The organism is Kitasatospora sp. NPDC093102 (assembly GCF_040683915.1).
Taxonomy (GTDB): domain Bacteria; phylum Actinomycetota; class Actinomycetes; order Streptomycetales; family Streptomycetaceae; genus Kitasatospora.
Genome location: NZ_JBFBFA010000027.1, coordinates 1 through 21,960, shown reverse-complemented (window position 1 = coordinate 21,960; position 21,960 = coordinate 1). Strand labels below are relative to the sequence as shown.

18 protein-coding genes are annotated in these 21,960 nt (G+C 72.2%); 10 read left to right on the top strand and 8 right to left on the bottom strand.

The annotated features are described in order from the left end of the window. Nucleotides 1-31 precede the first annotated feature (31 nt). The 5 genes from AB0O11_RS26985 to AB0O11_RS26965 all read left to right on the top strand — a co-directional run bounded on the left by AB0O11_RS26985 (nt 32) and on the right by AB0O11_RS26965 (nt 5,173). On the top strand, nt 32-256 hold the full coding sequence (locus AB0O11_RS26985) for an acyl-CoA dehydrogenase family protein (RefSeq protein ID WP_363391961.1): 225 nt from the start codon (nt 32-34) through the stop codon (nt 254-256). Nucleotides 257-276: 20 nt separating this feature from the next. Continuing rightward, nucleotides 277-834, top strand: a complete 558-nt coding sequence (locus AB0O11_RS26980; RefSeq protein ID WP_363391959.1) for a hypothetical protein — start codon at nt 277-279, stop codon at nt 832-834. A 210-nt stretch (nt 835-1,044) separates the two neighbouring features. Then, a complete protein-coding gene (locus tag AB0O11_RS26975; protein WP_363391958.1) occupies nt 1,045-2,787 on the top strand; it encodes an ABC transporter ATP-binding protein in 1,743 nt (580 codons plus the stop codon). Continuing rightward, the gene (locus AB0O11_RS26970; RefSeq protein ID WP_363391956.1) at nt 2,784-4,541 is read left to right on the top strand and encodes an ABC transporter ATP-binding protein; all 1,758 of its coding nucleotides are present in this window, start codon (nt 2,784-2,786) and stop codon (nt 4,539-4,541) included. Before AB0O11_RS26975 ends, AB0O11_RS26970 begins: the two co-directional genes overlap by 4 nt. A 410-nt stretch (nt 4,542-4,951) precedes the next feature. Next, nucleotides 4,952-5,173, top strand: a complete 222-nt coding sequence (locus AB0O11_RS26965) for a ferredoxin (RefSeq protein ID WP_363391954.1) — start codon at nt 4,952-4,954, stop codon at nt 5,171-5,173. Nucleotides 5,174-5,277: 104 nt separating this feature from the next. Here AB0O11_RS26965 and AB0O11_RS26960 read toward each other — a convergent pair whose 3' ends face one another. The 8 genes from AB0O11_RS26960 to AB0O11_RS26925 form a co-directional block, all read right to left on the bottom strand. Next, nucleotides 5,278-5,916 (bottom strand): FMN-binding negative transcriptional regulator, encoded by a 639-nt coding sequence (locus AB0O11_RS26960; protein WP_363391952.1) that lies wholly within the window; start codon nt 5,914-5,916, stop codon nt 5,278-5,280. 55 nt (nt 5,917-5,971) lie between these two features. Next, on the bottom strand, nt 5,972-7,489 hold the full coding sequence (locus AB0O11_RS26955) for an FAD-dependent monooxygenase (RefSeq protein ID WP_363391951.1): 1,518 nt from the start codon (nt 7,487-7,489) through the stop codon (nt 5,972-5,974). Nucleotides 7,490-7,555: 66 nt separating this feature from the next. Next, nucleotides 7,556-8,689, bottom strand: a complete 1,134-nt coding sequence (locus tag AB0O11_RS26950) for a zinc-binding alcohol dehydrogenase family protein (RefSeq protein ID WP_363391949.1) — start codon at nt 8,687-8,689, stop codon at nt 7,556-7,558. Nucleotides 8,690-8,780: 91 nt separating this feature from the next. After that, a complete protein-coding gene (locus AB0O11_RS26945; protein ID WP_363391948.1) occupies nt 8,781-9,719 on the bottom strand; it encodes a ketoacyl-ACP synthase III in 939 nt (312 codons plus the stop codon). Continuing rightward, complete coding sequence (locus tag AB0O11_RS26940) at nt 9,716-9,964, bottom strand: acyl carrier protein (protein WP_363391946.1); 249 nt, start codon at nt 9,962-9,964, stop codon at nt 9,716-9,718. The genes AB0O11_RS26945 and AB0O11_RS26940 overlap by 4 nt, the downstream gene beginning before the upstream one ends. Before the next feature lie 13 nt (nt 9,965-9,977). Further along, nucleotides 9,978-10,265 carry a lipoyl domain-containing protein gene (locus tag AB0O11_RS26935; protein WP_363391944.1) on the bottom strand — a complete coding sequence of 96 codons (288 nt, stop codon included), beginning with the start codon at nt 10,263-10,265 and terminating at the stop codon, nt 9,978-9,980. After that, complete coding sequence (locus tag AB0O11_RS26930) at nt 10,262-11,242, bottom strand: transketolase C-terminal domain-containing protein (RefSeq protein ID WP_363391942.1); 981 nt, start codon at nt 11,240-11,242, stop codon at nt 10,262-10,264. Before AB0O11_RS26930 ends, AB0O11_RS26935 begins: the two co-directional genes overlap by 4 nt. After that, nucleotides 11,242-12,153, bottom strand: a complete 912-nt coding sequence (locus AB0O11_RS26925) for a thiamine pyrophosphate-dependent enzyme (RefSeq protein ID WP_363391941.1) — start codon at nt 12,151-12,153, stop codon at nt 11,242-11,244. Before AB0O11_RS26925 ends, AB0O11_RS26930 begins: the two co-directional genes overlap by 1 nt. A gap of 381 nt (nt 12,154-12,534) precedes the next feature. On the opposite strand from AB0O11_RS26925, the gene AB0O11_RS26920 reads away from it, so the two are divergent. The 5 genes from AB0O11_RS26920 to AB0O11_RS26900 form a co-directional block, all read left to right on the top strand. After that, nucleotides 12,535-12,750: an MbtH family protein gene (locus AB0O11_RS26920; RefSeq protein WP_363391939.1), complete on the top strand. Its 216-nt coding sequence runs from the start codon at nt 12,535-12,537 to the stop codon at nt 12,748-12,750. Nucleotides 12,751-12,860: 110 nt separating this feature from the next. Further along, nucleotides 12,861-14,483, top strand: a complete 1,623-nt coding sequence (locus AB0O11_RS26915) for an amino acid adenylation domain-containing protein (RefSeq protein WP_363391937.1) — start codon at nt 12,861-12,863, stop codon at nt 14,481-14,483. Next, nucleotides 14,483-14,716: a phosphopantetheine-binding protein gene (locus AB0O11_RS26910; RefSeq protein ID WP_363391935.1), complete on the top strand. Its 234-nt coding sequence runs from the start codon at nt 14,483-14,485 to the stop codon at nt 14,714-14,716. The genes AB0O11_RS26915 and AB0O11_RS26910 overlap by 1 nt, the downstream gene beginning before the upstream one ends. A 9-nt stretch (nt 14,717-14,725) precedes the next feature. Then, nucleotides 14,726-15,913 (top strand): NAD(P)/FAD-dependent oxidoreductase, encoded by a 1,188-nt coding sequence (locus AB0O11_RS26905; RefSeq protein ID WP_363391934.1) that lies wholly within the window; start codon nt 14,726-14,728, stop codon nt 15,911-15,913. 51 nt (nt 15,914-15,964) lie between these two features. Next, nucleotides 15,965-21,960, top strand: a 5,996-nt coding sequence (locus tag AB0O11_RS26900; protein WP_363391933.1) for an amino acid adenylation domain-containing protein, incomplete at its 3' end; no start/stop codon positions are given.

Below are 21,960 nucleotides of genomic sequence, written 5' to 3'. Positions count from 1 at the left end.
CTGCGGTCAGGTGAGCAAGGAGCAGGGGGAGATGGAGGCCGTCAACCACACCCTGCCGGCGAAGTACCGGGCCTCGACGATCGCCGTCAAGGCGGCCGCCGACGCGGTGCAGATCCACGGCGCCCAGGGCATCGGGGCGGAGGCGTCCGTCCAGCGCCACCACCGGGACGCCAAGGTGATGGAGATCATCGAGGGCACCACGCAGATCCAGCAGACCGTGCTCGGTCAGTTCGCGGTCCGGGCGGCCCGGCTGTGAGCGAGCTCGGCACGGGAGCGGTGACCTACGGTCAGCTGTCGGTCCTGCGCTCGCTGGAGACGCACGGACCCGACCACCGGTCGGTCGCCAATCCGGTCAGCGTCCGGGAGGTTCCGTTCGGTCTCGGGGCCGCCCAAGTGATGGACGCCTGGCACCAGTTGGTGGCGGCGCACGAGTCGCTGCGGACCACCTGCGACCTGAGCGGCCCGGCGCCGGCCCAGACCGTCCACCCGTGCCGCCCGTCCCGGGTGGCGGCGGTGGAGCCGGCCGACCCGACCGCCTTCGCCAAGCACGACAACTTCCTCGGCGAGGTGGATGCCGAGCCCGCCGCGGGGTCGGCCCTGCACACCGGGATCGAGTGGCGTCCGTCCACCCAGCGGTCCGGGCCGAACTTCCATCTGGCGGTGGCCACTGGGAAGGGGACCCTCATCGGCGTGGGCGCGAGCCGCGACTATCTCGAAGGGAATCTCCCGGCCGTTCTCGCGGCCTCGATCGAGGCTGGCCTGATCAATATCTCCAAGGGCTCCGAGAGTTCCCTGGCCGATGTTTCACTGGACAATCCATGGCGGATTGTCTGAGGGGCAGAAGAATGCGGGGGAGAAATTGCCCCCCCCTCACGCCGGCTCCTCGCAACTGGGTAGAACCAGCTCCAGAAGCCTGCGCAGATGCTGCGAAGCTGCTTCTTCATGATGAACACCTCCTTGTCCGTGGTGACTGTAGCCACAGGCAGTCGGGAGGCGGAAGAAAATTCTGGATCAGGCCCAGGAAGGACGGTTAGGGTTTCGCTCATGATGGATTCGTGCGCCGACCCGGGAACTCCGGATCACCGGAGTGCCGCGCGTTACCTGTGGTGGCTGACCATGAGCCAGCGCCGGCGGGTGGCGGGTGGCGCGGTGATCGGCACCCTCTGGATGGTCTGCCTGCTGCTGCCGCCGTACCTGATGCAGCGCGCGATCGACGACGGGCTCCAGCCGGGGAGGACCGGAGTCCTGGTCGGCTGGGTGGCCGCGCTGGTGGGCGCCGCGCTGCTCAACGCCTGGCTGGGCATCATGCGCCACCGCATCATGACGCGGGTCCGGATGGACGCCACCTTCCGGACGATCAAGGCCGTGGTTGCGCACTCCACCCGGCTGGGCGCCGAACTGCCCCGGAAGGTCTCGGTCGGCGAGGTGGTCAGCATCGGGGCGGGCGACGTCGCGCAGATCAGCCAAACGCTGACGATCACCGGACCGGGCGTCGGCGCCGTCGTCGCCTACCTGGTGGCGGCCGCGCTGCTGCTGTCCGTCTCCGTCCCGCTCGCCCTGGTGGTCCTGCTCGGGGTGCCGCTGCTCGCGGTGGTGGTCGGCCCGCTGCTGGAGCGCCTCCAGGGCGCGGAGTCCAAGTACCGGGAGCGGCAGGGTGCGCTGACGGCCCGGATCGGGGACATCGTCGGCGGCATGCGCGTGCTCAACGGCATCGGCGGCAAGGAACTGCTGGCCGGCCGCTACCTGCGCGGCTCGCAGGCCCTGCAGGCCGAGGGCTACCGGGTCGGTGCCGTGACCAGCTGGATCCAGGCGCTCTCGGTCGGCCTGCCCGCTCTCTTCCTCGCCCTGGTGACCTGGCCGGCCGCCCGGATGGCCGCCGAGGGCACCATCACGATCGGCACGCTGGTCTCCGTCTACGGTTACGTGGCCGTCCTGGTGGTGCCGGTCTCCAGCTTCATCGAGGGCGGGTACGACCTCACCAGGGGCCTGGTGGCCGCCGGGCGGGTGATCCGGCTGCTCGGCCTGAAGCCCGCCGTCGAGGACGCCGCGACACTCCGGCCCGCTCCTGACGTAGCGTCGAGCCTGCACGACACCGAGACCGGTGTGGAGCTGGCCCCGGGCCGGCTGACCGCGATCGTCAGCGCCCGCCCGGCCGAGTCCGCCGCCCTGGTCGACCGGCTCGGCCGGTACCGCGGATCCGCCGCGACCTGGGGCGGGGTGCCGCTCGCGGACGTCGCCCTGGCCGAGGTCCGCAGCCGGATCGTGGTGGCGGACAACGACGCCGACCTCTTCTCCGGCCCGCTGCGCGCCGTGGTCGGCGGCCGGTCCGAGCACACCGCCCCGGCCATCGCCCAGGCCGTCCGGGACGCCGCCGCGGAGGACATCGTGCAGGCCCTGCCCGACGGTCTGGACGCCCCCGTCCAGGCGCAGGGCAGCAACCTCTCCGGCGGGCAGCGCCAGCGGCTGCGGCTCGTCCGCGCCCTGGTGGCGGACCCGGAGGTGCTCCTGCTGGTCGAGCCCACCTCCGCCGTGGACGCCCACACCGAGGCGGCCATGGCCGCCGGGCTGCGCCGGGCGCGGGCCGGGCGCACCACCGCCCTCACCTCGACCTCCCCCGTCCTGCTGGAGCAGGCCGACACCGTCTGCTACCTCGTCGACGGCCGGCTGGCGGCGGCCGGCCCGCACCGGGAGCTGCTCGCCTCCGAGCCCGGCTACCGCGAGCTGGTGGCACGCGGCGACCACGAACCAGCCACCGAGTCCACGCCCGCCGAGGAGGCCGTCCGATGACCGCTCAGACCGAGACCGCTCCGGGGCGGCTCCCGATCGCCGAGCCCGCCGAGGTCCGTCGGGCCGCCGTGCGCCTGGTGCGCCAGGACGGCCGTGCGCTCGCCACGATGCTGATCCTCAACGGACTGGCCGCGGCGGCCGGACTGGGCGGCCCCTGGCTGCTCGGCCGGATCATCGACGACGTCAGGGGCGGAGCCGGGACCGGACACGTCGACCGGCTCGCCCTGGGCATCCTCTGCTTCGCGCTCGCCCAGCTGCTCCTCGGCCGCTTCGCCCGCTACGCCGCCCACCGCTTCGGCGAGCGGACCCTGGCGCGGATCCGCGAGCAGTTCGTCGACCGCTCCCTCGCCCTGCCCGCCTCGGTGGTCGAGCACGCCGGCACCGGTGACCTGATGACGCGCGGCACCGCCGACGTCGGCACCGTCGGCACCACCCTGCGCGACGCCGGGCCCGAGGTCTCCGTCGCCCTCGTCCAGGTCCTCCTGATCCTGGCCGCCATGCTCGCGGTCAACCCGTTCCTCGGCATCTGCGGGGTGCTCTGCCTGTCCGGGATCTGGTTCGCCACCCGCTGGTACCTGCGCCGTGCCCACGCCGGCTACCTCGCTGAGGGTGCCGCCAACTCCGCCCTCGTCGAGATCCTCACCTCCACCGCGGCGGGCGCTCGCACCGTCGAGGCGCTGAGCCTCCAGGAGCGCCGGATCGCCGCCGCCGCCGAGGCGGTCGAGCGCTGCCGGGTGGCCCGCACCCGCACCCTCAACCTGCGCACCGTGCTCTTCCCGGTGGTCGAGTTCTCGTACATCGCCCCCGTCGCGGGCGTCCTGCTGCTCGGCGGCGCCCTGCGCGGCACCGGCGCGGTCACCACCGGCGCGGTGGTCGCCTGCGCCCTCTACTTCTGGAAGCTCTCCGAGCCGCTGGACAAGGTGCTGCTCTGGCTCGACCAACTCCAGCGCAGCAACGCCTCCTTCGCCCGGGTCGAGGGCATCGGCCAGGTGGACGCCCCGGTCGTGACCGGTGGCGGCGAGCCGGTGGACGACCGGATCGACGTGGTCGGCGTCCGGTACGCCTACCAGGGCGAGCGGGACGTCCTGCACGGGGTCGACCTCACCGTCCGCCCGGGCGAGCGGCTGGCGGTGGTCGGCCCCTCCGGTGCCGGCAAGTCCACCCTGGGCCGACTGCTGGCCGGAGCGGAGGCGCCACGCACCGGCCGGGTGACGGTGGGCCAGGTGCCGGTCACCGAGCTCGACCCGGCGCAGCTGCGCCGGCACGTCGTCCTGGTCTCCCAGGAGCACCACGTTTTCCTCGGCACCGTCCGGGACAACCTGCTGATCGCCGCGCCCGCTGCCACCGACCAGGAGCTGCACACGGTGCTGGCCGCCGTCGACGTCGACTGGGTGGACGAGCTGCCGGACGGGCTGGACACCGAGCTCGGCGCCGGTGGGCACCGCCTGGACGCCCAGCAGGCCCAGCAACTCGCCCTGGCCCGCGTCGTCCTGGCCGATCCGCACACGCTGATCCTGGACGAGGCGACCTCCCTGCTCGACCCGACCACGGCCCGGCACACCGAACGCGCCCTGGCGGCCGTGCTCAAGGGCCGCACCGTGATCGCCATCGCCCACCGCCTGCACACCGCCCACGACGCGGACCGGGTGGCGGTCATGGACGGCGGCCGGGTGACCGAACTGGGCAGCCACAGTGAGCTGTTGGCGGCCGGCGGCGGGTACGCGGCGCTGTGGAAGTCCTGGCACGGCGCCTGAGCGCGGCCGTCTGCCACTGACCAGTACTTTCCGAACTTACGGTGAACTGCTTCTGCGGTAGGAATTCGGTGCGACCGCGGGAGACCTTACGTCCCCCGAGTCGACTACGCAGTGTTACCGGACGGGGCCGGGTGCGTCGGCCTTGAGTGGGTGGCTGTGCTGTCTCGCTGCCTGAGTGTGATCACGAGTCCGCCCGGCCTCGGCGCAGCGGGCCGGCCGGGCAGCGCTCGGTAGGGCGGCTCCGGTGGCTGACCGCCGCGCTGCGGGAGCGGATTCAGTACCGCGTCCGATGCGATACGGGTACCGCGGACGGCCTTCGTGCCGGGCGGGCGCTTTGACCGAGCTGGAGGCACAGGGGCCTCATCGGGATATGCTCGGATCACCGCCGTCCGATGAAATGGGGAGCTGCCATGGGTCCGCGGGTCGACGGGACGGGCGAGGGGAACGGTCGGATCCGGGTGGACCGGGACCGGTGTGTGGGCGGGGGGATGTGCGCCCTCGTCGCTCCGGACGTCTTCACCCAGGACGACGACGGGTTCATCGAGATCATCGAGGGTCAGGAGCACGGCGACGGGCCCGAGGTGCGCAAGGCGCTGCAGGCCTGCCCGGTACGGGCCATCAGGATCGACTGAGCGGTGAACCGCCGCTGCCCTGCCCGGCATGGCGGCGCAGGGCAGGGCAGGGCAGGGCAGGGCGGAGCAGCGGTCCCCGGTGTGGGGCCGGGGCGTCGCCGTGGTCAGGGCAGTCGCTCCATCAGGCCGGCCACCGCGCGGCAGCGCGGGTCCGGCTGCCCGTCGAACGAGCGCCGCACCCGGTCGCGCACCTCGCCGCTCTGCTCCTGGCTCAGCTTGAACATCCCGTCGGCGCCGGTCACCCGGACGCGGAAGGCGCCGACCCCCGGCAGGATCTTCCGGAAGTAGCCGATCGACTCGGTCATGTCCCAGCCGCTGCCGAACCGGCCCTCGAAGGCGCGCACCGTGGCCATGACCACCTCGAGCGTCTCCTCGGTCGAATCGAGCTTCTCGACGGTCCCGCGCACGTGCACCGAGGTGAAGTTCCAGGTCGGTGCGGCCGGCGTGTAGCCGTAGACGGTCGGTGTCACGTACCCGTGCGGCCCGGTGAACGTCAGCAGCGCGGCGTCGCCGTTCTCCAGGGCCGCCCAGTGCGGGTTGTCCCGGTTGAGGTGGCACAGCAGGACGCTGCCGGACAGGTCGGCCGATCCGGTGTCGAAGGATTCCGGGATCGACGGGAGGTGGGTGGCGAACGGAACGCCTCCCGCCGGGCCGTTGCTCGTCATGAGCCCCAGGGGGTTGTCCTGGATGACGTCGATCATCCACGAGCTGTCGGCGGGGCGGTAGAAGGGGGGGACGAACATCGAGATCTCCATCGACTAGTGCGTGGACGGTTCCGGCCGTGGCGGTGGGCGCACCTCAGCCCGCCAGGGGCGGGCCGAACCAGGTGACCAGGGCGGTTCGGAGCGCGGCGGTGTCGGGGCTGGCGCCGACGGCGTTCGCCCAGGCGACGTGGCCGTCCGGGCGGATCAGGAGCGCGGCGGGAACGGGGACCTCGTCGCCGCCCGGGACGGGCCAGCGGTCCTGCTCGCTCCGCGCCTCGACGTAGCCGACGCGGTCGGCCCACCTCTCGGCGACCGCCGCCAGGTCGGCGCTGCCGCGCAGGTCGAGCAGGACCGGGCGGGCGGCGTGCAGCAGTTCGTGGACGCGGGTGGCGCTGTCGGCCGTCTTCAGGTCGGCGTCGGGTACCCGCAGGCCTGCCAGCGGGTGGCCGCTCTCGACCGGGTAGCGGACGTCCAGCGCGGTGATCATGCCGCACAGGTACCGGTTGACGTCGTCGAACATGATGAGCGAGCCGAGCACGTCGCGCAGCGCGTCCGTCAGGGCGCCGGGGCGGGCCAGGGCCGACTGCGCCCGGGTGTTGTTCAACACCCGTTCCGCGACGGGGTGGCGCTCGGCGTGGTAGCTGTCGAGCAGGCTCACCGGCGCGCGGCCGCGCACCACCGAGGCGAGCTTCCAGCCGAGGTTGACCGCGTCCTGCACGCCCACGTTCAACCCCTGCCCGCCGGCCGGGTAGTGGATGTGCGCCGCGTCGCCCGCCAACAGCACCCGGCCCTCCCGGTACCGCGAGGCCTGCCGTGCGGCGTCGCTGAACCGGGAGACCCACCGCGGGCTGTGCATGCCCCAGTCGGTGCCCGCGAGCCTGACCAGTGCTTCCCGGAGCTGCTCGAAGGTCGCGGGCTCGTCGCGGTCCGCGACGTGGTCGTACTCGGACGTGATCACCCGGTACCAGCCCGGTTCGAGGGCGATCACCGAGAAGTGGCCGCCCGGACAGCGCCGCATGAAGATGTACTCCTCCGGCAGGTCGGGGAGTTCGACGTCGCCGAGCAGTGCGGTCATGGTGGCCTCGGTGCCGGGGAAACCGATGCCCGACAGCTTGCGCACCGAGCTGCGCCCGCCGTCGCAGCCCACGAGGTAGCGGGCGCGCAGCGTCGCCGGTTCCGGCTGCGCCGTGCCCAGCTCGACCGACACGCCGAGCGCGTCCTGACGGATCCCGGTCACCTCGGACGACCAGCGCACCCGCACGCCGAGTTCGGCCGCCCACTCCTCCAGCAGCCGCTCGACGGTGGACTGCAGGATCATCAGCGGACGGGGGTGCCTGGAGTCGGACTCGTCGAAGTCCAGCCAGAGGCCGGAGAAGTGGCCCACGGACTGGATCTCGCCGGCGGCCAGGAAGGGCTCCAGGACTCCGCGCTGGTCCAGCACCTCCAGCGTGCGGGCGTGCAGCCCGCCGGCCCGCGACTCTCCGGTCCGCTCGGCGAGCCGGTCGACCACCACCACGTCGACGCCCGCCAGCCGCAGCTCGCAGGCGAGCATCAGCCCGGTCGGCCCGGCACCCGCGATCATCACGTCCGTGTCCAGCCCGGCGTGTCCCACGTCGTCACCCTCCTCTGGCTGTGCCTGGTACTGCCACCCACGTCACTCGCACGTTCCCGGGGCCGGTCAGAGCGGGTTCACCCGGTACATCGGGAAGTACGAACCGATCCTGCCGTTCGCGTAGTCGTCGGCCAGCTCGGGCACCTGGTCGAAGTCGTAGACCACGTCAGACCCCTGAGGTGCCATCCAGCCCTCGGCCTCCTGGAAGTCCCGGATGCCCGGAGAGTCCGGCAGCCGCCACACGTGGGTGTTCACGTGGATGTGCCGGGCGATGCTCTCGGCTCCCCGTAGGTGGTTCAGGCGCATGCCCGCCTTCCAGCCGCACGTGGTGACGACTCCCTCGCGGGCCAGGGAGCCCAGGGTGACGTCGTACAGGGGCTCACCGATGTTGTCCACGAAGATCGCGACTCCGTGGCCGTCGCTGAGCTCCCTGACGAGCTGCTGGAACTCCTGGACCGATGTGCGGCGTTGCCGGTGGCGCTCGCGGTCCGTCCGCTCCTGCGGGGTGGGCTGGGAGAGGCTGGGGAACCGGCGGCGGTCCACCGCGGTGATGCCGTGCTCGCGCAGGAAGGCGACGCGCTCGTCGGAGCCCGCCGTCATCGCCACCCTGAATCCGGCCCGTTTGGCCAGCATCAGCTCCGCGAAGGCCACGCCTCCGCCCCACCCGAACACCAGGTGGTTCGCCGGATCGTCGTCGGCGATCTGGGTCCGCCAGCACCCGTACGCCTTGCGCCAGTTGTCCCAGGCGGTGAAGTACCGTCCGTACGCGGCCCACTGGGGCAGCGAGTACGTCGTGCCGTCCGGGACGGGCAGCAGCAGCCGCGCATCCAGTTTCGACCGCCGGGCCAGCAGGCCGATGGTGCGGGGAGCGTCGTAGGCGTAGGCGAGTTCGGCGTAGCCGAAGCGGTCGAGCTTGCCGAAGGGCATGAGCAGGCACAGGTCCCCTTCCCGGACCTCGACCTCCCGGCCGCTCGCGTTGACCTTGAGCACGCGCACCACGCCCAGGTTGCCGAGGACCACCGCGTCCTCACCGCGGCTGCTGCACACGTCGATCGGTGAACGGGTCAGCGCGTGGTCGATGTTGGCCTCCCAGGAGCCGAGGATCGGCTCCACGAGAGCCTCGCCCTCCTCCAGCGGGCCGAAGGCGAACCGGTCGCGCCGCAGTGCGCCGCCGGGCCCGCCCTGGTGCGGTCCGGACACCGCACCCGAGTGCAGGACCCAGGCTTCTGGCCTGTAGATGACAGCCTCCTGTGATCGATGTGATCGCGTATGTTCCCCGGGCCCGGTGTGCTCAGGGGGCCGTGACGGCCGGGATCCGGTAGTCCACCGAGACGCCGCCCCACGCCTCGCCGGCGCCGTAGGCCACGGCTCCGAGGCGCCCTTCGGCCGGCAGGGAGCCGGCCTCCAGTTCCGCGGCGAAGGCCAGCGGGATCGAGGCGGACGACGTGTTCCCGAGGTGCTCGATCCGGTTCGCGAAGGGCACGCCGAGATGGTCGGTGAAGCTGCGGACCTGTTCCAGGATGCGGCCGTTCGCCTGGTGGCCGACCAGGACCGTCGGCGCGGGGCCGTGGTCGACGAGGTACTGCGCCGACTCCGTCATCCGGCGTACGGCGCGGTCGTACACCTGCGCGCCGTCCAGGTGGATGCCGCCCTCGTCGGTCTCCCGCATGAGCGCCCCCTGGGAGCCGTCGCAGCCGGCCACCTGGCGGAAGGCCGCGAAGTCGGCGCGGTCCTCCAGCAGGACGGCCGCGCAGCCGTCGGCGAAGATGCACGCCGTCTGCCGGTCCGTGCGGTCCACGAGCCGGGACATGGCCTCCACCGAGCACACCAGGACCGACCGGGCCTGCCCCGCGTCGCACAGTGAGAGCGCGGTGACCAGCCCGTAGACGAAGCCGCAGCAGGCCGCGTTCATGTCGAAGGCCAGCACCGAGGGCCCGAGCCCCGCGCGTTCGGCCACCTCCGGCGCGATGCCGGGGATGCGCCGGCGCACCGAGGTGCTGACGACGACCAGGGCGCCGATCGTGGAGGGGTCGTCCATCCTGGTCAGGATCGGTGCGCAGGCCTCGGCCGCCACCTCCGCCAGCGGGGTCGCGTCCGGCAGCCAGGAGCGGGTCGCGATGCCGCTGCGGCGTCGGATCCACTCGTCGGTGAGACCGAGCGGCGTGAAGTGCTCGTTGTCGACCGTCCGGCCCGGCTTCGCGGTGGCGAGGTCGACGATGCCCGCGCTCATCCCCGGTTCGCCAGCTTCACGAAGTAGGTGCCGAAGTCGCTCAGGAAGGCGAAGCCCGCGGTCGTCGTCAGGTCCCCCGTGACCTGGAGCTCACGCTCGATCTGCTGGTGCAGCTCGACCAGGTCGAGCGAGTCGAGGTCGAGTTCGGAGATCGGCCGGGCCAGGTCGTCGGGGCCGAACGACGGGTGGCGTTCGCGCACCTTGGCCAGCATGATCTCCGCGAGGCGCTGTTCGATGTCGCTCATGTTCCTTCTCCGCTCAACCGACTGGATCGTGGGACTGCTGGGTGTGGGGAGGCTCCTCGGCGGCCAACCGGTACAGCACCTCACCGGACCTGAGGATCGTGCCGGTCCTGGCGCAGTGCTCGGTGACCCGTCCGCCGTGCTCCGCCACGATCTCCGTGCTGGCCTTGTCGGTCTCGACGACCGCGATGACGTCCCCCCGCTCGACCCGGTCGCCGACCCCGGCGACCCACTCGACCAGCAGGGCCTCGTCCAGGCTGTGGCCGAAGCCGGGGACGCGCACGTCCACGCGGGAGCCGCTCACTTCGTCATCTCCAACACCTCGTTCGTGATCTCCCGGACACCGATCAGGTACTCCTTCTCGAAGTCCGCCGGGGGGTAGGGGCGGCGCTCGGGCGCCAGCCGGCGCACCGGCGCCCGGAGCAGGTCGAAGCCGTGCTCGACGACCGACGCGGCGACCTCGGCGCCGATGCCGACGTCCTTCGAACCCTCGTGCACGACCAGCAGCCGCCCCGTGCGGGCGACGGATTCCAGGACGGTGTCCAGGTCGAGCGGGGCCACCCAGCGCAGGTCCACCACCTCGACGTCGACGTCGGGGTCGAGCGCGTGGGCCACTTCCAGCACCTCGTGGGCGATCGCGCCGTACGTGGCGACCGTCAGGTCCGTGCCGCGTCGCACGATCCGGGCCGCGGTCGGCGACCTCGCCGGCTCGGGGGCGCGGTCGGGCAGGTTCTTGCGCCAGTACAGGCGGATCGGCTCGTACACCACCACGGGCGAACCGAGCGTCACCGCGTGCCGCAGGATCTGGTCGGCGTCCTCGCCGGTGGAAGGGCATGCCACCGAGATGCCCGGGAAGCGGGCGAAGAGCGCCTCGTTGGACTCGCTGTGGTGCTCGACGCCCCGGAACCCGCCGCCGGTCGGGATCCGCACCACCAGGCTGGGGCTGATCTGCCCGCTCCACCGCTCGCCGATCCGGGCCGCCTGGGTCACCAGCTGGTTCATCGCGGGAAAGGTGAACCCGTCGAACTGGATCTCGCAGACCGGGACCAGGCCGCTCATCGCCATCCCGACGGCCTGCCCGATGATGCTGGACTCGGCGAGCAGCGAGTCGCGCACCCGGTCCTTGCCGAAGCGGTCCCGTAGGCCGCGGGTCACCCGGAACACGCCGCCCAGGCGCCCGATGTCCTCGCCGAGCAGCAGCAGTTCCGGATGTTCTTCGAGCAGGTCGGCGAGGGTCGCGTTGATCGACTCCGCGAGGGTGGCGGACCGGACGGGGCTCATCACGCGTACTCCTTCATCAAGCGCTCGCGCATCTCCCGCACTTCCCCCTCGACGGCCTCGAACCACGCGGCGTCCACCAGACCCAGCCCGCTCAGCCGGGCCGCGTAGGCGCTCACCGGGTCCGCGGCCCTCGCCCGTGCGATGTCCTCGCTGCTGCGGTACGTCTCCTGGGCGTCGATGGTCGTGTGTCCGTGGATGCGGCCGGTCTGGATCTCGACCAGATAGGGGGCCCGCAGCCCGCGCACGTGGGCGGCGGCCCGGGAGCACGCCGCGAAGACGGCCTCCGGGTCCTGGCCCGGGAGCCGGAGCGACTCGATCCCGAAACCCCGGGCGCGTTCGGCCAGTGAGGTGCGCATCTGCTCCTCGACCGGCGTCGACAGGGCCCAGCCGTTGTTCTGGCAGACGAACAGCACGGACGCCGACTCGACGGCGGCGAGGTTCATCGCCTCCGACATGTCGCCCTCGCTGCTGGCGCCGTCGCCGATGTACACGACGACGAAGTCCTCCCGCTGCTGCAGGCGCTGTCCGATCGAGTAGCCGACGGCGTGCAGCGTCTGCACGGCCAGCACCAGTGTGTAGGGGAAGAACCCCAGCCGGCGCGGGTCCCATCCGCAGAACGTGCGGCCGGTCCACTGCAGCAGCAGCTCGCTCGGTGTCACGCCGCGCAGGAGGGCGACCGCGTGCTCGCGGTAGCTGGGGAAGACGGTCGGGGCGGGACCCACGGCCAGCGCGGAGCCCACCTGTGAGGCCTCCTGCCCCTGGCAGGACGGCCAGAGGTCGAGCGCGCCCTGCTTCTGGAGCTGGCAGGCCTCCTCGTCGAGGCCCCTGGCCACCAGCATGTGGCGCAGCAGCCGGCGCCGGGTCTCGTCGTCCGGCGCCGTTCCGTACTCGGATTCTGACTTCAGGATCATGGATCACCAGCCGTCGGTTCGTCCGGGCTTTCCGTCGCCGTGCCGTGCGCTCGCGAACCCCGGCGGGAGTGGATTGACTGGACCCGAATTGGATTGGGCCCATTCAGGGGAAACGTCTCGCCATGGTGACACAGGACCCCGAGGGGACACAGGTCCCGGAAGACGGCCGGGAGTTCGCCGATTCCGTCGTCCTTGCGGCTTTGGCGGCCGGGTCCTAGCGTCCCCAACCGGGGCGCCGGGATTCCAGGGTGCCCGCGGCGGCCGGATGTCCCGTCGACAGGACAATGCCGGCCGGTGAACCGCCCGGCCCTGGACTTCCTCCTCTTGAGTCGCCCCGTTTTTCATCCCCGAGTCACGTCGCGACTGTTAAGGACGGTGGCAGTGAGCACGAACCCCTTCGACGACGAGAACGGCAGCTTCTACATCCTGGTCAACGATGAGGACCAGCACTCCCTGTGGCCGGCTTTCGCCGAGGTGCCCGGAGGCTGGCGGGTCGTCTTCGGTGAGGCGCCCAGGACCGAATGCCTGGAATACGTCGAGCGGAACTGGACCGACCTGCGTCCGAAGAGCCTGCGGGAGGCCATGGCGGCGGACTGATTCGAGGGCGCCCCGGGGGCCGCCGACCGCGCGACGTACTCCGCGGGGCGCCTCGCGCCGGCCCGGGCCGCCCGACGCCGCCGGTCGGACCACCACACAGGAGTTGGTTGATGATCCTCCAGGGAAAGCGGGTCCCCCTGCCCCCGGTGCCGGTCGTGCACCAGCGGTTCGAGGCGCACGCCCGGGCCACCCCCGACGCCGTCGCCGTCAGCTGTGCCGGACAGCAGCTGACCTACGCGGAGCTGGACGCGAGCGCCAACCGGTTCGCGCACCTCCTCGCCGCGCGCGGACACGGTCCAGGCTCCAGGATCGGGATCTGCCTCGACTACTCGGTCGACCTGGTCGTCGCCGTCCTCGGGACGCTGAAGGCGGGAGCGGCCTACGTGCCGTTCGACCCCGCCTACCCAGCGGCCAGGCTGCGGCTGCTGTTGGGGCAGATCCCCGATCTCGCCCTGGTCGTGGCCGGACCGGCGACGGCCGGGCTGGTGGAGACGGCGGCCGCCGAGGTCCTCGCCCCCGAACGGTGGTCCCAGGAGCTCGACGGCCTCCCGGCGACCAGCCCCGACGTCGTGGTGACCGGGGACGACCTGTGCTACGCGGTCTTCACGTCCGGGTCGACCGGCACGCCGAAGCTGACGGGGGTCCGGCACGAGGGCTGGTTCAACCTGTTGAACTGGCTGGAGCTCGAACACGGCCTGCACCGCGGGTCGCACAACCTGGTGGTCAGCGCGTTCGGGTTCGATCTCTCCCAACGCAGCCTGATGATGCCGTTGTTCTGCGGGGCCACCCAGTACCTGATGGCGAGCCGCAACTTCGACGCCGCGCTGACGTACCGCATGCTGTCCCGGCACGACATCCGCACGGTGCACTGCGCCACCAGCACGCTGTACCTGCTGGTGGACTGGGAGACCGCGCGCGGGGGCGAGGCGCTCGCCGGGCTGGACTACCTGCTCTTCGGCGGGGAGCCGCTGCACGTCGAGCGGATCGCCGACTGGGCCCGGGCCGAGCGCAACACCTGCACCCTCCTGCACCAGTACGGCGTCGCCGAGTGCACGGACGTCGCGTCGTCGTACGACCTCGCCGGCCACCGGCCCGGTGAACACGACATCACGCCGGTCGGCAGGCCGGTCCACAACACCGAGATCCACATCCTCGACGAGCGGTCCCGCGGTGTCGGGCCGGGGGAGTACGGCGAGATCTGCCTCCTCGGAGCCGGCGTCGGCACGGGCTACCTCAACGGCACCGGACCGGAGTCCGAGCGGTTCTCGACGGTGGTGGTCGACGGCGTCCCGCGCAGGATGTACCGCACGGGCGACCGCGGCCGCGTGACCGAGGCCGGGGAGCTCGTGGTGGCCGGCCGGATGGACGCGCAGGTGAAGGTGCGGGGCATGCGCATCGATCCCGCCGACGTCGAACGCGCGCTCGGCAGGCTGGCCGGGGTCCGGCAGGCCGCCGTGGTGGCGGCGGAGACCGGCTCCGGCGAGACCGAGCTGATCGCGTTCGTCGTCCCGGTGGGGGAGGAGCTCGCCGAGAGCGAGGTGCGCAACCGGCTGCTGGAGGCACTGCCGCGGAACATGGTCCCGGCCAGATTCCTCAATATCCGGCGGATTCCGCTGAGTCCGCACGGAAAAGCGGACCGCGGGGCACTGGTCGAGGAGTTTCGGAGCCGGTGCTTCGGCGGCGGTGCGACGGCCCGGACGCCGGGCCTCGATGGCAAGCGGGAGGACCTGTGATGATTGCCGACGCGGTGCGGGCCATTTGGTGCCGGGAACTCCAGCGCGACGACATATCGGTCGACGACGACTTCTTCACCTTGGGCGGCCACTCCGTGATCATGGCCAGAATCCAAGGGGCATTCATCGAGGAACTGGGCGTCGAGGTCCCGGTGGACCAGCTCTTCCTCAACCCGACGGTGGCGTCGATTTCCGCGCACATCGAATCCCTGGACGCGGTAACTCAACGGTAAGTGAGGGCCATGTACGACGTAGTTGTCATAGGCGCCCGTTGCGCAGGTGCGCCGGCGGCCATGCTGTTCGCCCGGCAGGGTTACCGCGTCCTGCTCCTGGAGAAGGCGCGCTTCCCGCAGGACACCTTGTCCTCGCACTACATCCATCAGCCGGGCGTGGCGCTGCTCGACCGCTGGGGGCTGCTCGACCGGCTCCGCGACGCGGGCTGCCAGCCGATCGACCGTCAGAGCTACGACGGCCCCGGCGTCCGGCTGGAGGGCTTCTCGCTGCCCGTCGACGGCCGGCGGACCACGTACGCGCCCAGGCGGTTCGTGCTCGACCCGATCCTGGTGGCGGGCGCCGTGGCGTCCGGCGTGGAGTTCCGGGAGGCCTGCACGGTCAACGACCTCGTCTTCGACGGCGACCGGGTCGTCGGAGTGCGGTACACGACGCCCGGAGGCGTCGAGACGACGGAACGGGCGCGGCTGGTCGTCGGCGCGGACGGCATGCGATCGCTGGTGGCCCGCAAGGTCGGTGCGCCGAACGTCGTCGAGTACCAGCGGATGACCTGCACGTACTACAGCTACTGGGCCGACGTCCCCGGGCACTTCGAGCTGCACGAGCGGCCGGGGCGCTGGATCGGGGGCATCCCCACCAACGACGGCCTGCGGCTGGTCATGGCCTACTTCCCGCAGAGCGAGTTCGCCGAGGTCCGCACCGCGGTCGAGCCGGCCTTCCTGGAGGCCGTCCGCACCACGGCCCCCGAGCTGTACGAGCGGATGTCGGCGGGCAGCCGGGTCGAGCAGTTCTACGGCACCGGGCACCAGCAGAACTTCTTCCGCAAGGCCCAGGGGCCCGGCTGGGTGCTGCTCGGTGACGCGGCGCACCACAAGGACTCCATCACCGCCCGCGGCATCACCGACGCCTTCCTCCAGGCCGAGTCGCTCACCGGGCACATCGGGGAGGACCTGCACGACGAAGCGGCGCTGGGGATCGCGCTGAAGCGCTACGAGGGCGGCCTGACCGACCGCTTCTTCGACCTCTACCAGGGCGCGCTCAACGTGGCCGAGCTCAAGCCCGGGAGCAAGACGGAGATGCTGCGGAAGCTGGTCGGCCACCAGAACCTGATCGACCGCTACTTCTCGACGGTGTCGGGCGCGTGCTCCATCGACGACTTCTACAACGAAGAGCTCTTGGCGGTACTCGACCAGAGCTGAGTGGTGTATTGCCCCAGCTCGTTCCGCGGATTTGGAGACACCTTGATCCCGTTGTCATTCGCGCAGCGCCGACTGTGGTTCGTCGACCGGTTCGAAGGCCCGTCGCCGACGTACAACGGCGCCTTCGCGCTGAGGCTGACCGGCGAGCTGAGCGTGGGTGCGCTGGAGTCGGCGTTCCGCGACGTCATGGGCAGGCACGAGATCCTCCGCACGGTGATCGTCGAGGACGGTGACGGCGTGCCCCACCAGCGGGTGCTGCCGTTGGAGGAGGCCCGGTTCGACCTGCCCGTCGTCGACGCGGCGGGGGAGGAGGAGCGGGCGGCGGCCCTGGAGGAGACCGCCACCGCCTCCTTCGACCTGGCCACCGACGTGCCGATCCGGGCCAGGCTGGTGCGCAGCGCACCGCGCGACCACACCCTTGCGCTGGTCGTGCACCACATCGCCCTGGACGGGGAGTCCATGGGGCCCCTGCTGCGCGATCTGACCGTGGCGTACGCGGCCCGCAGCGAGGGCCGGGCGCCGGGGTGGGAGCCGTTGCCGGTGCAGTACGCCGACTACACCCTCTGGCACCAGGACGTGCTCGGTGACGAGTCCGATCCGGACAGCCTGGCCGCCCGGCAACTGGCGTACTGGCGGCAGGCCCTGGTTGATCTGGCGCAGCCGCTGGCCCTGCCCACCGACCGTCCGCGCCCCAGGCGGGCGAGCCGGCGCGGCGACCTGGTCCCGTTCTCCGTCGGCCCCGACCTGCTCCGGTCCGTGGAGAAGCTGGCCGCGCAGGAGGACACCACCGTCTCGATGGTCATGCACGCCGCGCTGGCGGTCCTGCTGCACCACCTCGGCTGCGGTGACGACGTGCCCATCGGCGCACCGATCGCCGGCCGCACCGACGAGGAACTGCGGGACCTCGTCGGGTTCTTCGTCAACACCTGGGTGCTGCGCGTCGACCTGTCGGCCAACCCGACCTTCCGCGGGCTGCTGCAGCGGGTGCGGGAACGGGCGCTGGCCGCGTACGACAACCAGGACATGCCGTTCGAGCGGCTGGTGGAACTGCTCAACCCGGACCGGTCCACCGCCTACCACCCGTTCTTCCAGGTGATGCTCTCCTGGCAGCCGCCGGTGCCGGAGCTGGAGATCCCCGGTCTCGCGGTCCGGGCGGAGCGGCTGGAGACCCGGACGGCCAAGTTCGACCTGTTCTTCGACATGGTCCCGGCCGGCCCGGGCGGGGCGACGTGCCGCCTGGAGTACGCCACCGACCTGTTCGACCGGGACACGGTCGAGGGCCTGGCGAACCGGTTCGTCACCGTGCTCGGCCGGATCGTGGACGACCCCGGGCGAAGCGTCGGCGGCATCGACGTGCTCGACGGGGACGAGCGGGACCGGCTGCTCCACCGGTTCAACGAAACCTCCACCAAGGTGCCGAAACTGACGATCCCTCAGTTGTTCGAGGAGCAGGTGGCCAGGACGCCCGACGCTCCCGCCGTCGTGTACCAGGACCGGACCCTGACCTACCGGGAGCTCGACGACCGGGCGAACGGCGTGGCGTGGGAGCTGGTCCGGCGGGGTGCCGGTCCCGAGGACCTGGTGGTGCTCGCGCTGCCGCGCACGGAGGACCTGGTCGTCGGCCTGCTCGGGATCCTCAAGTCCGGTGCCGGCTACCTGCCGATGGACCCGCAGTACCTCGGCGGCCGGGCGGCGAGCGTGCTGTCCGAGGCGCGCCCGCGCTTCGCCGTCACCGACACCGGGACCTGGCGGACCCTGCCGCAGAACGACGTCCGGACCGTCGACCTCGACCGCCGCGCCGAATGGGAGCCGCCCGAGGGGGCGCCGGACGACTCGGACCGCACCGCGCCGCTGGGCCCGGACAACCTGGCGTACGTGATGTACACCTCCGGCTCCACCGGCAAGCCGAAGGGCGCGGCGATCACCCACCGCAACGTCGTCAACGGGGTGCGGGAGCTGGCGCGCGTGCTGGACGCGCCGCCCGGCTGGCGGATGCTGGCCGGCACCTCGGTGAACTTCGACGTCTCGGTCTTCGAGCTGCTGACCGTCCTGTCCACCGGCGGCACGGCCGAAGTGGTGCCGAACGCCCTGGCGCTCGGCGAGCGCGACGGCTGGCAGGGCCACGTGATCAGCGCGGTCCCCTCGGTGCTCGGGGAGCTGGTGGGCCATCTGGACAGGACGACCGACGTGCGCACGGTCGTCTTCGCGGGCGACGTGCTCACGGCCCGGCTGGTGCGGCAGGTGCGCGAGGCCCTGCCCGGGGTTCAGGTCGTGAACGGCTACGGGCAGAGCGAGAGCTTCTACGCCACCGCGTTCTCCCTCGGGGCGTCTGAGGAGTGGTCGGACGGCGACGTCGCGCCCATCGGCACCCCGCTGGGGAACATGCGCGCCTACGTGCTGGGCCCGGGGCTCGCCCCGGTGCCGCAGGGGGTGGTCGGCGAGCTGTACGTGGCCGGGACCTGCCTGGGCCGCGGCTACCAGGACCGCCCGGGCATGACCGCCGAGCGGTACGTGGCCAGCCCCTTCGGCCCCGCGGGCGAGCGGATGTACCGCACGGGCGACCTGGCCCGCTGGAACGCGCGGGGCCAACTGGAGTGCGTCGGCCGCAGCGACGGCCAGGTGAAGGTGCGCGGCTTCCGCATCGAAACCGCCGAGGTCGAGGCGGTGTGTGCGCTGCACCCCGGGATCAGCGAGGCCGTGGTGGTCAGCCGGGAGGCGTCCCCCGGCCGGCGCCGGCTCGTCGCGTACGTGGTGCACACCGGTGGGGGCGGGGTCGGTGACGACGGCGCCGGAGGCATCGCCGACGTGGACATGCAGTCCGGCGTCTCCGCAGCCGAGCTGCGCGACTTCGTCGCGGCCCGGCTGCCCGACTACATGGTGCCGTCGGCCTTCGTGGTCCTGGGCCGGATGCCGCTCGGGCCGACCGGCAAGCTCGACCGCTCGGCGCTGCCCGAACCGGACTTCGTGGGCCGGACATCCCGGGAGCCGCGCACCGAGACCGAGAAGATCATCACCGCGGCGTACGCGGACGTCCTCGGTGTCGACCAGGTCGGCGTCGACGACGACTTCTTCGCGGTGGGCGGGGACAGCCTGCGTTCGATCCAGGTGGTGGCGCGGGTGCGGGCCCGGGGCCTGGAACTCACCACCCGGGAGATCTTCGAGTGCCGTTCGGCGGCCAGGCTGGCCGAGCTGGCTTCCACCCGCAGGTCACCGGTGCCCGCGCTCGCGGAGGACGAGGACGGCGGCGTCGGCCAGGTGCCGCTGCCGCCGGTGGCACGGCACGTGTTCGAGCACGGCGGCGGGATGAACCGGTTCGCGATGGCGATGACGCTGGAGCTGCCCGCCGGGATCGAGGCGGGCGGGCTGGCCGCGGCGCTGGACGCCCTGCTCGACCGGCACGACCTGTTGCGCGCGCGGCTGGTGCGCGGCGACGAGCTCTCCCTCCAGGCGCGTCCGGCGGGCACCGTGCGGGCGGCCGACCTGATCAGCCGGGTCCCCTGCGACGGCCGGTGGGAGGAGCCGTCCTCGCTCGCGGCGGCGAAGGCGGAGCTGGACGCCGCGGCCGGGCGACTGGACCCGGAGGCCGGGAGGATGGCGGACTTCGTCTGGTTCGCCGCGGAGTCGGGGGAGGGCCGGCTGCTTGTGGTGCTCCACCACCTGGTGGTGGACGGCGTCTCCTGGCGGATCATCATGTCCGACCTCGCCGAGGCGTGGCAGCAGGTCCGCTCCGGCCGGACGCCCGAACTGCCCCCGGTCGGAACGTCGTTCCGCCGCTGGACGGACGCGCTGCGGACCGAGGCGCTCACCCCGCGGCGGGAGGCGGAGCTGGAGTACTGGCAGGACCTGCTCGCCGTGCCGAACCCCCCGCTGGGCACGCGGGCCTTCGACCCGGCGGTGGACGTCATGTCCACCCTCGACAGCGTGCGGGTGCAACTGCCCGCCGACGTCACCGAGGCGGTGCTGACCGCACTCCCCACGGCGTTCCGGGCCACCGGGGCCGACGTGCTGCTCGCCGCGCTCGCCCTGGCGGTGAACCGGTGGCGAGGTGCGGACGACTCCACCCTGGTCCGCTTGGAGGGGCACGGCCGCGAGGAGGACGTCGTGCCCGGGGCCGACCTCTCCCGGACCGTCGGCTGGTTCACCAGCATGTACCCGGCCCGGATCGACGTGCGGGAGGTGGACCTGGACGACGTGCTGGCCGGCGGCCCCGCGGCCGGGAAGGCGATCAAGCTGGTCAAGGAGCAGCTGCGCGGGATCCCGGACAAGGGCGTGGGGTACGGACTGCTGCGCCACCTCAACCCGCGGACCGCGCGGCGGCTCGCCGACTGCCCGGTGCCCCAGCTCGGGTTCAACTACCTCGGCCGGATCTCCGGAAGCGACGTTCCCGAACACCTGCGCGCGCACGGGTGGGGACCGGCGTCCTGGGCCGCCGAACTGACGCCGGCGCCCGACCCGGACCTGCCCGCGCTGTCCGCGCTGGAGGTCAACGCGGTCGCCACGGACTCCCCCGACGGCCCCCGGCTGCAGGCGGCCTTCCTGTTCCCCCGCGGAGTGCTGTCCCCGGAGGGGGCCGCCGAACTCGCCGAGATCTGGGTCGAGGTGCTGCACGGCATGGCCGCGCACGCTGCACACCCGGGGACCGGCGGGCTCACCCCCTCGGACGCCCCGCTGGTCCCGGTGCGGCAGGACGAGATCGAGGCCTGGGAGGCGCGCTACGGCCGGCTGGCCGAGGTGTGGCCGCAGGCCCCGGGACAGTCCGGCATCCAGTTCCAGGCCGCGCTCGCCGACGGCGCCTTCGACGTCTACCACATGCAGTTCGTGCTGCACCTGTCCGGACACGTGGACCCGGCGCGCATGCGGGAGGCCGGGCAGGCGCTCCTCGACCGGTACCCGAACCTGCGCTGCGCGTTCCTCACCGGGGCCGACGGCGATCCGGTGCAGGTCGTGCCCGAGCACGTCGCCATGCCCTGGCGGCACATCGACGCGACCGGTCGCGGCGAAGCCGGGCAGGAAGCGGCGCTCGACCGGGCCCTCGCCGAGGACCGGGCCGACCAGCTCGATCCCACCCGGCCGCCGCTGATCCGCCTGTCCCTGCTCACCTGCGGTCCGCAGCGGGCGAAACTCGTCATCACGGCACACCACACGCTGTTCGACGGCTGGTCGTCGACCTCGGTGATCAGGGACCTGATCCTGCTGTACGCCGGGACCCGCGAGTTCCCCCAGGTCCGGAGCTACGGCGACTACCTGGCCTGGCTGTCCACGCGGGACCGGCAGGAGTCGGTGGCCCGCTGGAAGGCCGAACTGGCCGGCTTCGACCGGCCCGCCCTGGTGGCCGCCGGCATCACGCCCAACGGGAAGGCGACCGCCCACGGACGGGTCGAGGTGCCGCTGTCGATCGAGCGGGGGAAGGAACTCGCCCGGCGCGCCGCGGAACTCGGCGTCACACTGAACACGCTCCTGCAGGGGGCGTGGGCGGTCCTGGTCTCGAAGCTGACCGGGCAGCAGGACGTGGTGTTCGGCGCCGCCGTCAACGGCCGCCCGGCCGATCTGCCCGGTTCGGACGAGATGGTCGGCCTGTTCGTCAACACCCTGCCGGTCAGGGTGCACTGCCGACCGGACAGCAGCATGGCCGAGGTCATCACCGGGCTCCAGGAGCGGCAGACCGCGCTGCTCGACCACCACTACTACGGACTGGCCGACATCCAGCGCGACGTCGGGATGTCCACCCTGTTCGACACGATCATCGCGTTCGAGAACTACCCGTTCGACCGCGCGGGCATCAACGCCGCCAACACCTCGGCGGGCATCACGATCGACGGCATCCGGCCGATCGCCGGCTCGCACTACCCGCTCACCCTCAACGCCTCCGACCCCTACCTGCGGCTCTCCCTCGACTACCAGAACAACGTCTACGACCGTGCCGGGGCCGAGGCCGTCGGCGCCCGACTGGTCCGTGTGCTGGAGCAGTTGGCCGCGGATCCGCGGGTGTCGGTGGGTGCGGTGGACGTGTTGGGGGCGGCGGAGCGGGAGTGGTTGGTGTGGGAGGC

Excerpts from the sequence above, each read along its gene's own strand:
- AB0O11_RS26985 (WP_363391961.1), top strand. The coding sequence starts at position 32 with ATGGAGGCCGTCAACCACACCCTGCCGGCGAAGTACCGGGCCTCGACG.
- AB0O11_RS26975 (WP_363391958.1), top strand. The coding sequence starts at position 1,045 with ATGATGGATTCGTGCGCCGACCCGGGAACTCCGGATCACCGGAGTGCC.
- AB0O11_RS26970 (WP_363391956.1), top strand. The coding sequence starts at position 2,784 with ATGACCGCTCAGACCGAGACCGCTCCGGGGCGGCTCCCGATCGCCGAG.
- AB0O11_RS26965 (WP_363391954.1), top strand. The coding sequence starts at position 4,952 with ATGGGTCCGCGGGTCGACGGGACGGGCGAGGGGAACGGTCGGATCCGG.
- AB0O11_RS26960 (WP_363391952.1), bottom strand. The coding sequence starts at position 5,916 with ATGTTCGTCCCCCCCTTCTACCGCCCCGCCGACAGCTCGTGGATGATC.
- AB0O11_RS26945 (WP_363391948.1), bottom strand. The coding sequence starts at position 9,719 with ATGAGCGCGGGCATCGTCGACCTCGCCACCGCGAAGCCGGGCCGGACG.
- AB0O11_RS26940 (WP_363391946.1), bottom strand. The coding sequence starts at position 9,964 with ATGAGCGACATCGAACAGCGCCTCGCGGAGATCATGCTGGCCAAGGTG.
- AB0O11_RS26930 (WP_363391942.1), bottom strand. The coding sequence starts at position 11,242 with ATGAGCCCCGTCCGGTCCGCCACCCTCGCGGAGTCGATCAACGCGACC.
- AB0O11_RS26925 (WP_363391941.1), bottom strand. The coding sequence starts at position 12,153 with ATGATCCTGAAGTCAGAATCCGAGTACGGAACGGCGCCGGACGACGAG.
- AB0O11_RS26915 (WP_363391937.1), top strand. The coding sequence starts at position 12,861 with ATGATCCTCCAGGGAAAGCGGGTCCCCCTGCCCCCGGTGCCGGTCGTG.
- AB0O11_RS26910 (WP_363391935.1), top strand. The coding sequence starts at position 14,483 with ATGATTGCCGACGCGGTGCGGGCCATTTGGTGCCGGGAACTCCAGCGC.
- AB0O11_RS26905 (WP_363391934.1), top strand. The coding sequence starts at position 14,726 with ATGTACGACGTAGTTGTCATAGGCGCCCGTTGCGCAGGTGCGCCGGCG.